General features: G+C 31.6%; 10 protein-coding genes and 1 pseudogene. 1 reads left to right on the top strand and 10 read right to left on the bottom strand.

Annotation, left to right across the window (positions count from 1 at the left end):
* The 8 genes and pseudogenes from ACH2CG_RS09365 to uvrA form a co-directional block, all read right to left on the bottom strand.
* Positions 1-325: pseudogene (locus ACH2CG_RS09365) on the bottom strand (transketolase); the annotation flags it as partial.
* A 187-nt stretch (positions 326-512) separates the two neighbouring features.
* On the bottom strand, positions 513-3314 hold the full coding sequence (locus tag ACH2CG_RS09360) for an aminopeptidase (protein WP_395064489.1): 2802 nt from the start codon (positions 3312-3314) through the stop codon (positions 513-515).
* Positions 3315-4199 (bottom strand): hypothetical protein, encoded by an 885-nt coding sequence (locus ACH2CG_RS09355; protein ID WP_395064487.1) that lies wholly within the window; start codon positions 4197-4199, stop codon positions 3315-3317. It abuts the gene before it with no gap.
* Positions 4199-5632: an MBOAT family O-acyltransferase gene (locus tag ACH2CG_RS09350; RefSeq protein ID WP_395064485.1), complete on the bottom strand. Its 1434-nt coding sequence runs from the start codon at positions 5630-5632 to the stop codon at positions 4199-4201. The genes ACH2CG_RS09355 and ACH2CG_RS09350 overlap by 1 nt, the downstream gene beginning before the upstream one ends.
* 75 nt (positions 5633-5707) lie before the next feature.
* Complete coding sequence (locus ACH2CG_RS09345; RefSeq protein ID WP_395064483.1) at positions 5708-6433, bottom strand: TIGR00730 family Rossman fold protein; 726 nt, start codon at positions 6431-6433, stop codon at positions 5708-5710.
* Between the two features lie 314 nt (positions 6434-6747).
* Positions 6748-7020 (bottom strand): hypothetical protein, encoded by a 273-nt coding sequence (locus ACH2CG_RS09340; protein WP_395064481.1) that lies wholly within the window; start codon positions 7018-7020, stop codon positions 6748-6750.
* A gap of 33 nt (positions 7021-7053) precedes the next feature.
* Positions 7054-7452 carry a BRO family protein gene (locus ACH2CG_RS09335; RefSeq protein ID WP_395064479.1) on the bottom strand — a complete coding sequence of 133 codons (399 nt, stop codon included), beginning with the start codon at positions 7450-7452 and terminating at the stop codon, positions 7054-7056.
* 10 nt (positions 7453-7462) lie between these two features.
* Positions 7463-10297, bottom strand: coding sequence for an excinuclease ABC subunit UvrA (gene uvrA / locus ACH2CG_RS09330; RefSeq protein WP_395064477.1), 2835 nt, complete (start codon positions 10295-10297; stop codon positions 7463-7465).
* 255 nt (positions 10298-10552) lie between these two features.
* On the opposite strand from uvrA, the gene ACH2CG_RS09325 reads away from it, so the two are divergent.
* Complete coding sequence (locus ACH2CG_RS09325) at positions 10553-11074, top strand: hypothetical protein (RefSeq protein ID WP_395064475.1); 522 nt, start codon at positions 10553-10555, stop codon at positions 11072-11074.
* 43 nt (positions 11075-11117) lie between these two features.
* Here ACH2CG_RS09325 and ACH2CG_RS09320 read toward each other — a convergent pair whose 3' ends face one another.
* Both ACH2CG_RS09320 and ACH2CG_RS09315 read right to left on the bottom strand, forming a co-directional pair.
* Positions 11118-12077: a Fic family protein gene (locus ACH2CG_RS09320; protein ID WP_395064473.1), complete on the bottom strand. Its 960-nt coding sequence runs from the start codon at positions 12075-12077 to the stop codon at positions 11118-11120.
* A 117-nt stretch (positions 12078-12194) separates the two neighbouring features.
* On the bottom strand, positions 12195-13184 hold the full coding sequence (locus ACH2CG_RS09315) for a tetratricopeptide repeat protein (protein ID WP_395064471.1): 990 nt from the start codon (positions 13182-13184) through the stop codon (positions 12195-12197).
* Positions 13185-13233: the final 49 nt, after the last annotated feature.

Raw genomic sequence — 13233 nt, 5'->3', positions numbered from 1 at the left:
CGCTCATTGGATCAAAATTAATGTCGGTATGACCATACAATCCTGCAAAGAATTGCTCGATATTCATTGCGCCAATTGCCATCATAAAAGTTTGGTCGCGATAATATCCCGAACGGAAATCACCATTTTTAAAAGCTTTGGCTAATGCTAATTGCGGTACTTCTTTTCCGTCGCCAAAAATACCAAATTTTGCTTTACCAGTAAGGACTTCACGTCGTCCTAGAAGGCTACATTCACGGCTAATAGTGGCTATTTTATAATCGGTTAGAACTTCGGATTTAAAATCTTCAAAAGTAATTTCGACTTTGGTTTGTGTTTCGGTCATATCTGAAATGGAATTTCTTAATGAAACAAATTTAATGAAAAAGTAGTAATAATTATAATTCTATGAAAAAAATATAATTTAATTATTGATAATTAAACTGCCTTAAAATAGCTTTTGAATATGATTTATTTATAAAAGGTAATAATAATAAATCAAATCATCAATAAAACTACTCTTTATTTGAGGATTAAAACCATTTTCGAGTAAATAATCCTAATAACGATTTTGGACTAAATGCTATAATAAATCGTATTTTCTCGGCATATTTTGGTTGCGAAACTTCCCATCCATTGTTAGAATATACTGGAAAATACAATTCGAAATAATCGGTTACTAGATTCAAACGGATTCCGTTATCATAAACAAAACGCGCGTCTTGTTGTTTATTTTTCATCAATCCAAAATCACTATATACTTCAATCCAATTCCAAATATTGAAACTTCCATTAAAGGTTGTCATCCATTGATTAGAATAGGGATTACTTAATTTTGATTTAAATCCGCCTTCTGCCTGAATGTATTGTTGGCTAAAAATTCCGGTGCTTTCCGATCTTCCCAAATAATTATAATCAAATAAATAATCGGAAGGTCGGTCTAAAGCAAAGCTAAAGTAATTGGAATTGGTTCTGTTATAAAGAAAAATACCGGCATAAAAACGTAGATTAACTTGACGATTATCATCAAAAAGGCGTCTAAAATTGATGTTTCCAGATGTTTTTCCAAATTTAGATGAAATTTGTAAATCGGTAGAATAACTAAAAGACTTAGTGATTTCAGTTTTTCCACTTGCAAATCGAGCATTAAAAATGGAATAATTGCCTTCAAATGTGTTTTTTACAAAACTACTTGGATCTCTATTGACATAAACTTGTCTTAGCACAAGACTTTTTCCTTGATTGTTTCTAAAATCATTTTCTCTAAACTTAAAAATAATATATGGATTTATCTTTTGATAATACGCATCTGGCGCATAATGAAAAGTACTTCCGCTAAAACCATATTTTATATAATATGGATTACTGTCACGATTGTATTGATTTACACCCAATGAAAAACTTCCTGATAAATTGTTGGATTTTGTAGAATAAGATGGGTTTATATCAAAGGTGAATGGCTTGTCTAAAATGGTCTTGTTGTGAAAGTTAATACCAGGAATAAATCCATCATAGAAGTTATATTCTAGCGTAGGCAAATAAATAATTTGATTGTAAAAAGGATCTTCTAAATCTTTTAGAAAATTAAATTTGATTGGTTTATTACTTAATCTAATTGGTTTTAGCGATTTCCAATTGTTTCTTTGATTGTATTCTGGAACGATATTTTGATAATTAATGACAATTTTATCAGCATCAAATCGCTTAAAAGTATAAATACTGTCTTCTTTTACTTCGTTAATCCATTGTTTAAAAACAATTTGTTTGTTCTTAATTCCATAAATTGGAATTGGAACATTAACGCCAGTTTTATTTTTTAAATTAAAAGAAACGCTGTCGTTGGTTTTAGTAACTTCATCAAATTTATAATCTATAATTTTTCTAGAATTGATTATGGTATTGAAAAACCAATCGGTATTTTTTACAGAATGATTTTGAATAATGGTTTCAAATTTAGAAATATCACTTTGATTTTTAGTTGAATATGCTACAAATTGGGTAACACTTTCTTTCAGGTTTTGTTCGCCAATATAATCTGATAAATATCTAAAACTTAAACCAGCTCTGTATTTGGAAGCAATTTTTTCATTAAATTTTATCAACGTATTTTTGGGATTACCAAGCGGTTGGTCTAGATTTTTACGAGCCATTAACATGTAAAAATAGCTGTATTGCTCATTAAAATCTAGCGAAACCAAATTGTAACCGCGCACCAATCGCAACTTTGCAATAGAACCCATCATTTTGTAATTGGGATAATTCTCGTCTATGTATTTCATCATATAATAGACTTGAATGGCATCATAAATCCAATTGTCTTTTCGAGAATCAAGTTGTAAAGTCGATTTTAAATAATTGTTTAAATACGTTTTTAAAAACTTCAATTCATAGATAAAATTATCTGGAAACGGACTAATAAATGAAGGTAATTGGTTCAATCCATAAAACGGATTTTGCTCATAATCTAGTTGGGAAACCGTAATTTTAGATTTGGGATAAGTACCTAAATTATCACCTACATAATTAACAATTTTATCTACAATTATAGCTTTGTTAATATCGTCAACTTTCTTGTCTTCGATGTTAGTTGTTACCTCCAATTGACTAGTTTTAAAACTTAAAAAAGTAGGTTTTTTAATAATGTACAAATTAACATAAAGCTGGTTTTTACCCGAAAAAGTAGTGGTTGAATTTTCTTTTTTATCTAAAACTAAATCACTAATTACTTGAAAATTAGCATTAGTTGTAATTTGTAAATCAATATCGGTTAATGCGTTTGGAACATCGTCAATATTGAGATTGCTATAAGTGATAAACTTTTTATTTTCATAACGAGAAGGTGTTAAAAACCAATTTTTTAAAGCCATTTCTTCGTTAGAATTGAAACCGTATTTAGTAAATTTATCATCCGGAATTTTCACAAAATAGGAGAGAACAAACGTTGTTTTTTGACCTGGTAATAATTTATTTTTCAATTGAAATGCTACCAAATCAGGAAAACCATCAGGACGATTCCACGACAGTAATGATTTGGAATCATCAATTATTGTAATGGTATTTGTGTTGCCTCGTTCTTTTTCGGAAGCCAAATGAAAACTACGCACAAATTCATCAGAAAATCGTTTTCCTAAAGGTGTATTTTTATCAGAATAGGCATTGTTCCAATCGTTTAAAACAATACTTGATAGCGTGTCGTTGGTTTGATTAAAATAGGTTAATTCTTGATAAATATTCAGCGTTTTCTTTTCGTTGTTTACTTCAACAATCAGTTTTGAATGATGTTGTGCAAAGCAATGAACAGAAAAGATGAAAAGGATGTAGGTTATTTTTTTCAATTAGCTTTTTGGTTTAAAATAGGCTTTAAAGACAATTTTTGTAAACTCAATGGCGCCATCTTTATTCATGTGTCCACAGGTTGAAAAATATTTGTCGTCGGTTACTGCATTTTCAAAGCTACGAATTTCAGGATAAATAAGTTTTATTTTATCAAAATATTCTCTGTTAATCGTTTCCATACAAATAGGAGTCGTTAGTGCAATCAAGTTGATGTGATTTTTTTTGCAAATGGCTTTTATTTCTTCGTAACCTTTGTTTCGTTTAGGGTAATACTTTGATAAATCTGCAGCAACCATTGGTCTTTCGTCAGTCATTAATGGATAAAAACCGTCGTTGTCTAAAGCATTCGTTTTTTTGTGAATGGCTGTTTGATACATTTCTCTAAACCCAATTCGAGCATCATAATTCATATATCTATAAAACGGAATGTACAATAATTCATTGTATTCATCAATGTTTTTGTAATGATTTCGGATAGTTTCCGATTGATGAATATAAGGCATAAATAAGGAACGAATGGCTTCGGAGTGATCGTTGGTATTGATGTTTAAATCTACTTGAAGAATTAGATTTTTGATTTTGTAGTTTCGTTCCACCATTAGTTTTAACATCAAAGCCGATTCTTCCAATCGAGAGCGTGTCAACCCGAAATTAAACGTTTTGTAGCCGTTGTCTTTAAATATTTGAGGTACAAAATGATTGTTAACTCTTGATGAACCAAGGAAAACTACATCATAATTTTGGTCTTTAGAATTGTACAAATAATCAATCTTTGTACGTTCGCTAGATTGTTTATATACCAAAGTGTAAAGTGCGTCAAGAAGTACTAAAGTCAAAATGAAAAGCACTAAAATTTTTCCGATAAATTGTATAAACTTCTTCATTAGAATTGGAAATAAATAAATTCTTTATAATCTGAAAAAACGCCCAAAGCTAAAATTGCTGCTAAACAAAGTGCTAATTTTAACCAACTGTATTTACCCGAAATAGGTTCGATTTTATGACGGTTGTTCCATTCTACAAAAATGAAAATGACTACGAGCGAAATTAACTCATAACTGTACCGATCAATACTGAAATATTGCCATGAAAAATCGTGGTTTTCAAACATTCTTTTGATGTAACCTGTGGCGTCGTGAATGGTTTTGGATCTGAAAAATATCCAAGCAAAACACGTAATTGAAAAAGTCATTAAGATGTTTATAACTGTTCTAATGGATTCAAAATTAAGTCCTAACGAGAAATCGTCTACATTTTTTCTGTTTCGGTTTAACACCAAAAGTGGTAGAAAATATAATGCGTTTATGAAACCCCAAGCGACGTAAGTAAAATTTGCTCCATGCCAAAATCCGCTTACTAAAAAGATGATGAACGTATTTCTAATTTGGAACAATTTATTACCTTTGCTGCCGCCAAGCGGAATGTATAAATAATCACGAAACCATAACGAAAGTGAAATGTGCCAACGTCTCCAAAACTCGGCAATATCTCTAGAAAAATAGGGATAATTGAAGTTTTTTAGCAAATCAATTCCGAATAATTTAGATGTTCCAAGAGCAATATCTGAATAACCCGAAAAGTCTCCATAGATTTGAAATGCAAAATAAATCGCACCTAAAACTAACGACAAAGAGTTCATTGTAGGATAATGATTAAAAATCTCATTGGCATAAACAGCGCAGGAATCGGCAATGACAATTTTCTTCACCAAACCCCAAATTATTTGATAAATTCCTTCTTTGGCTTTTTCTAAATTGAATTCTCTTTTTACTTTAACTTGTGGCAAAAGATGCGTTGCACGTTCAATTGGGCCAGCAACTAATAAAGGAAAATAGCTCACAAACAACGAATAATCAATGAAGTTTTTCTCCGATTTTATGCGTTTGTAATAAATGTCGATGATGTACGATAATCCGTGAAAGGTGTAAAAGGATATTCCAATAGGTAAAATTAATTCCAATAAAATTGGACTTGCAGTAACTCCAAACGATTGCAATAATTCGGCAAACGATGAAGCAAAAAAGTTGTAGTATTTGAAAACGCCAAGAAATCCTAAATTGATTGAAATACAAAGCCAAAGCCACATTTTTCTGAGTCTGTCATTGCTGCTGTTTTCTATTTGAATGGCCGAAAAGTAATCTAATAAAGTAGAAAAAACCAATAGAAATAAAAACCTCCAATTCCAACAAGAATAGAAATAATAGCTTGCTATAATTAGTAAATAGTTTTGATAATTTTTCGATTTATTGAATACAAACCAATACAGTATAAAAACTATGGGCAGAAAAATAACGAAATGAAAGGAGTTGAAAAACATCTTTTTGAAAATAATTAACCACAAAAGACACAAAAGTTATTAATTTTCTTTTGTGTCTTTTGTGGTTTAAGCAAATTAAAAATTCGGACTTAAATTATATTTTTTGTAGAAATTATCCAAAGCTTCAACCACTTCATCTTCGGTATCAACAATTTTGATTAAATTCAAATCTTCAATATTGGCATTTTTTTCTTCTGCAATCATTACGTTTTTAACCCAATCCATCAATCCTGACCAGTAATGAGAGCCAACCAAAATAATTGGGAATTTACCAATTTTCTTAGTTTGAATTAAAGTAATTGCTTCAAACATTTCGTCCAAAGTTCCAAAACCTCCAGGCATTACCACAAAACCTTGTGAGTACTTGATAAACATTACTTTACGCACAAAAAAGTAATCGAAATTTAAGTTTTTATCCTTATCGATGTATGGATTATAATGTTGTTCAAACGGTAATTCAATGTTTAAACCTACCGAAGTTCCGCCACCAGTATGTGCGCCTTTGTTTCCAGCTTCCATAATTCCTGGTCCGCCACCAGTTATAACTCCATAACCAGCTTTACTGATTTTGAACGCAATTTTTTCTGCCAACAAGTAATATTTATTGTCTGGTTTAGTTCGTGCCGATCCAAATATAGAAACGCAAGGTCCAATTCTAGCCATTGATTCGTAACCATTTACGAATTCAGACATGATTTTGAAAATTCCCCACGAGTCGTTACTTCGTATTTCGTTCCAAGTTTTTTGTTGTAATTTATCTTTTATTAAATCGTCTTCGTTTGCAAATTCTTCAAATTTCATATTCTGTATTTTATAATTTTTTAGTTTTTTTTGGAGCTATTTTACTTCGTCAATTCGCTGCGCTCGGGTCAGCTATCCATTACAAACGTAGTTCACTGAACTCTGAATGAGATAAACCTTTAGTGAGGTAATCTTTTATTTTTTAAAGAAAAAAATAAAAGGATTTCCATTGCTATCTGGGCTAGAAAAAAAGCATGCTAAAGTACTTATTTTTTTGGTGCCAGAAAATTTTCTCCTGTAACAACACTTTTTCCTGTATTTTGTTCTAATTCAATTCTGGCATTTTTAGCAACATTTCCGCCTTTTTGACTTGCTTATGCATTTTCAATCAATCCTTTAGCTTCATCCTTTTCTGTAATTTGTCTTGTGGATAATTCTGCCAAAGCAGTAAAAATTAATTCAGCTTCACTCATATGATCACGAAGATTTTGAGATTTTAGGCCTTTCGCTTCTTTATGTTTTTTCACACTCAATCCTGTCCATTCCTGATGAATGATATTTGTTAAAAGTGCAAAATCCTTCTTTTCTTCAATTCCAGCATCTTTCCAATAATCGGTTAACTTGTTTCTAGTTTCTTGACCCATCATGCGTTGCTGAATCCATTTTTCACTTCTTCCGTGTTATTTCCAGTTTTCTCTTGCTCGGTCAATACTTTGCGCTGGATCTTGAATTTCCTGAATTCTTTCGTAACCAACTTTTGCTAGCCATTGTTTAAAAGGTTCCGCTTTTGGTGATGGAATGGATTGCACAACACGTAAAATATCTTTTACATCTCCAGCTAAAGTCTTCCTGTTTTTTCCATTTGTCAACATTGCTATCTGGGGACAATTTGTCCCTATGTAGTTACCGAGTTCAGAATCTCTTTTTCTAATTTTCTTTAAATAATCTGTTGGATTAACAGAATCAGTTAACGCTCCAATAATGTCAACTAATGAGAAAAACCAAGTTTCAGTTTCTTCAACATAACTCCTTCTTATTTCTTTATTTTCAAATATCGCTAATGAATTATTATTTTCCATATATCTAAAATTAATTATTCAATTCTTTCTTCAAAAACTGAGCAGTATAACTTTTCTTATTCTTAACAATTTCTTCTGGAGTTCCTTTACAGATAATTTCGCCACCGCCTTTTCCGCCTTCCAAACCAACGTCAATAATATAATCCGCAAGTTTAATAACGTCCAGGTTGTGCTCAATAATTAACACCGTATTTCCTTTGTCAACCAATCTATTTATTACCTCCATCAAAACCCGAATGTCTTCAAAATGCAAACCAGTTGTAGGTTCATCCATAATGTAAAACGTATTTCCGGTATCTTTTTTAGATAATTCTGCGGATAATTTTATACGTTGCGCTTCGCCACCAGAAAGTGTTGTACTTTGCTGACCAAGAGTAATGTATCCCAAACCAACATCTTGTAAAGTTTGCACTTTTCGCTGAATTTTAGGAATATTTTCAAAAAACGGAACCGCTTCATCAATCGTCATATTCAAAATATCAGAAATTGATTTTCCTTTGAATCGAATTTCCAATGTTTCACGGTTAAAACGTTTTCCAAGACAAGTTTCACATTCTACATAAACATCGGGTAAGAAACTCATTTCAATTGTTCTAACTCCAGAACCTTCACAGGTTTCACATCGTCCGCCTTTTACATTAAAACTAAAACGTCCAGCTTTGTAACCACGAATCATGGCTTCTGGCGTCATGGTGAAAAGATTTCTAACTTCACTAAAAATATCAGTGTAAGTCGCAGGATTGGAACGTGGTGTTCTTCCAATCGGACTTTGATCGATGTCAATTACTTTATCAATATGTTCTAAACCTTCAATTTTTTTGAAAGGTTGCGGTTTTTTTACACCGTTGTAAATGTGTGCGTTTAAAATAGGGTAGAGCGTTTCGTTAATCAAGGTCGATTTTCCGCTTCCTGAAACTCCGGTGACACAAATTAGTTTTCCTAACGGAAATTCTACTGAAACATTTTTAAGATTATTTCCGCTTGCGCCAGATAATTTTATCGATTTTCCGTTGCCTTCACGACGCGTTTTCGGAATGTCAAATTTCATCGTGCCGTTCATATATTGCGCTGTAATTGTTGTTTCTTTCAACAACTCTTTTGGCGTTCCTTTGCTGATGATGTTTCCACCAAATTTTCCTGCTTTCGGTCCAATATCAATCACATAATCGGCACATTCAATCATATCTTTATCATGTTCTACAACCAAAACCGAGTTGCCAATATCACGAAGATTTTTCAAGGAATTTATCAATCTTTCGTTGTCTCGCTGATGCAATCCGATACTTGGTTCGTCCAAAATATAAAGAACTCCAACCAGTTGCGAACCAATTTGTGTTGCCAATCTAATACGTTGCGCTTCACCACCAGAAAGCGATTTGGAACTTCGGCTTAACGATAGATAATTCAGTCCAACATCCAATAAAAATTGCAAACGGTCATTAATTTCCTTTAAAATTTCAGTTGCAATTGTAGTTTGTTTTTCAGATAGTTTTGATGGTAACCCTTTAAACCAAACCGTCAATTCTGATATATCCATAGCCGATAATTCAGCAATATTCTGATTGTCAATTTTAAAAAAAAGTGATTCTTTTTTCAATCTAGAACCTTCGCAAACTGGACAATTAATTTCGTCCATAAATTCTTTCGCCCAACGTTTTATGGAACTTGAACCACTTTCGTCAAATTGGTTTTTTATGAATTTAGAAATTCCTTCAAATTCAATTTTGTATTCTTTGGTAACACCAGCAGTTTTTGAAACTACTGAGAATTTTTCGTTTCCACCATTCAAAATCATTTCCATGGCTTCATCCGAAATTGATTCGATGGAATCTGTTAATTTAAAGCCATATTTTTCTCCGATGATTTCCAATTGCTTGAACATCCAAGAAGATTTATATTCGCCAAGCGGAGCAAATCCACCTTTATTGATGGACAATTTTGGATTCGGAATTATCTTTTTTCTGTTGATTTCGTTTACAATTCCCAAACCGTTACAGTGTTCGCACGCACCTTTTGGTGAATTGAACGAGAATAAATTGGGTTCCGGATTTTGATAGGATATTCCAGTCGTTGGACACATCAAAGTTCTACTGAAAAAACGCACATCATCGCTTTCATGCTCAATAACCATCATCACATTTTCTCCGTGATACATGGCAGTTTTGATGCTTTCTGCTAATCTTTTATCGGTATCTTCATCGTTTTCGACTTGTAATCGATCAATTACAATTTCAATATCATGGGTTTTGTAACGATCGAGTTTCATGCCGGTTGTGATGTCGGTAATTTTTCCGTTTACACGCACTTTTACAAAACCTTGTTTGGCAATTTGTTGAAATAATTCGGCATAATGACCTTTCCTAGCACGAATAATTGGCGCCAAAACATTGATTCGTTTACCAGTAAAATTCTCTTTAATCAAATCTTTTATCTGATCATCAGAATACGAAACCATTTTTTCTCCAGTATTGTAACTGTAAGCGTCGGCAGCACGAGCATATAGCAATCGCAAGAAATCATAAATTTCAGTAATGGTTCCAACAGTTGACCGTGGCGATTTGCTTGTTGTTTTTTGTTCGATTGCAATTACTGGCGAAAGTCCGTCAATTTTATCAACATCTGGACGTTCTAGTCCGCCAAGAAACTGACGTGCATAGGCCGAAAAAGTTTCAATATAACGACGTTGACCTTCGGCATAAATCGTATCGAAAGCCAAAGATGATTTTCCTGAGCCAGAAAGTCCGGTAATTACTACCAGTTTTTCTCTCGGAATGGAAATGTCTATATTTTTAAGATTGTGAACGCGAGCGCCAATAACTTCAATCGTATTATCGTTTTCTAACATTTTAGAAATTGTATTTTTGTATTGTTTTATAATGTAAAAAGCATTAAAAAAATGCCAATTGCAAAAGTACGATTTTGTGAGTAAATTTCAGTTAGTCAGATTAGAAGAATTTGTTAAAGATTTTATTCAAAATTGATTTCTATTTTTATAAACCATTAATGAATTAAGTTTCATTAAGTGATGAAACTTAATTTTCTTAATTCCTTAATGGTTCAAATTTCTCCAAATTATTTATATTTGAAAAAAAATAATTTCATGAATATATTAGGAATTGGTTCTCGAATTAAACATTCAGAATTTGGAGCAGGAGTTGTAACAAATGTCACTTCCAAACATTATTGGGTTACTTTTATTGAAAGTGGATTGGAAACTATTGATATTGACAGCGAATTTGAAGTAATAGATGCAGTTGATGGCGAAGTAGATTCGGTAAGTTTTTATGAAGTAGAGAAAACACTAAAAAACCTTTTGCAACGTTGGTCAGACGTTACTCAAGTAGTAGCAATTGCCGATAAATGGAAAGGTGGAAAATTGATAATGGAACCAGGAACACCTACTCAAAATAAAGAAGTGCCTATTGATACGTTCTTTCACAAAATAACTATGGTTCGTGACCGATTAAGAGTTTTGGAACAAAAAATAAACTCAAGCAATCTTGAAGAAGCCGAAAAAATTGAAATGCAACAATACATTACCAGATGTTACGGTAGTTTAACCACTTTTAATGTTTTGTTTAAGAGTAGTAACGATTACTTTGTTGGCGAGAAAACGAAGTAAAAGATAAAACTCCGACAGCGTTAAAAATTCTGTCGGAGTTGAATTAAATAATTCTCTTCCTTTGACGATTTTCTATATAATCTTCAATGGCTTTTTTTGTTGTGTACCAATTTCTGCCTTCTTTGTGTGCATCAATTTTTCCTTGACGCGCCAATAAACTTATGTATTCTTGACCATAAGGCGAATTGGGTTCGCTAACAATATTGGAAATTTCCTGAAAATCATAGTCATTATCGGGCAACGAACTTAGATAAATATTTAAGGTTCGTTCTTGTGCTTGACACATCAACAACATCAATTTTTGATAATTTCCATTATTGGCTTGGTTTAATGCATCGTAATATTTTTTTCTATCATTTGATAAAATAATTGCAGGTGGAAAACCTTTTCGCATTAATAATAAATTCATTGCCAATCTAACAGTTCTTCCATTTCCATCAAAGAATGGATGAATCCATACAAATTTGTGATGAAAAATTGTTGCCAATTCTAGGTCGTTTAACTGCAATGGATTAGTATTCACAAAATCAATTAATTCATCAAGTAAATCGGAAACTTTATTGGCATTTGGTGGAACAAAATTGGCTCCAGAAATTCTCACGCCGCCATTTCTGATCCGTCCAGCGAAATCTTCTTCAATCATGTTTAAAACTAAACTATGAATTGAAAGTATATCGATAGCTCTAATTTCATAACTATCATCAACAATTGAAAATAAATAATTGATGGCTTTCTCGTGATTTTTGGCTTCAAAATGTTCTCGAAGTGATTTTCCTTTTACGGTAATTCCTTCTTGCAAAACCATTTGTGTTTCTTGAAGTGTCAATGTATTTCCCTCTATACTGTTGGAATTGTAAGTCCATTCTATAGATAATGATTCTTTAATTTTTTGTAAAGCAATGTTAGGTAATGGTCTGCTTTTTTTTAAAACAGCCATTTTATCATACAATCTATCGAATGTTGATTGTAATTCTTCTCTATAATTTGTATTAATGTTCCACATAATAGCACAAAGATACTTTTAATATCGGATAATCCAAATTTTTAACCCATCCGATATTAAGAAAAATAAAATTATTGATAAAATAGAGTTTTAATGTAACAATGAATTTTTTGTTTTCTAGTTTTGTGAGATATGATATTTTTCTAAAATTTCATTGAAAACTTTTTCTTTTCCATCTTTTTTCAATGCTACATAAACTACATTAATTAGCGTTTCGGCATCTGTTCTATAAGGTGATTTTTGAGCTATATAAATAGTATATGCCTGACATAAATTTTCTAGTGCTTTTTCATATTCGAATAAATATTGAGCATAAATATTTCCAATGCCATAATAAACTTCGGGATTTTTAGAATCTAATTTGGCTAATTTTTCATAAGCTTTTATGCCTTTTTTATATTCTTTCTTATAAATGTATGCAATAGCAATATTTTGCAATGGTGTCAATCCGTTTGGATCAATTTTTAGAGATTTTTCGTACGCATCAATGGCATCATCATATTTATTTAGTTTTCTACTACAAATGCCAATGTTGTCGTAAGCAAAAGCAAAATTTGGATCAAAAACCACTGCTTTCCTATAATATTCTATAGCTTTTTCATAATTTTCTTTTTGCGATTCATCAAGCCCTAAATTATAATATTTAATAGCTTCAGAATTATTAGATCGAGATCTTTCAGAGATAACATCGTTTGACCCTATTTTACTTTTAATTACAGTACAATTTACCATTAAATGTTTCTCTATTTCATAATAATATTGTTTGTATTCTTTAGAATTTGGATTAACATTGATTGTTATATTCATCGATTTTTTTCCATCATTTCCCTCTTTAACTTCATCTAAATTTCCTATTGAGGCTAATTTAGTTCCCATTTGATAAGCTCCAACTTGCTTGTCAATGCATTTGTGAATTTCTGATGAGACAGAATCGGCAATTTTATTATAGGTAGAAATTGAGTCAATACATTTGCAAGCATTTTCAGATAATTCTTTAAGAAATTGCTTTTTATCGAATTTGGTTTCTTTAGCTACCGATGTAGTTTCTTGCGAAAACCCAAATGAAATTGAAACGACAACCAATAGAAATGAGAATAATGATTTCATAGTTACTAATTTAGATTCTAAAATTAACTATTTTATTCGAATATCAAAA

The sequence above is a fragment of the Flavobacterium sp. genome, from assembly GCF_043778725.1.
In the GTDB taxonomy this organism is placed as follows: Bacteria; Bacteroidota; Bacteroidia; order Flavobacteriales; family Flavobacteriaceae; genus Flavobacterium.
The sequence above is the reverse complement of the archived record's forward strand: the minus strand, read 5'-3'. Positions and strand labels throughout refer to the sequence as shown.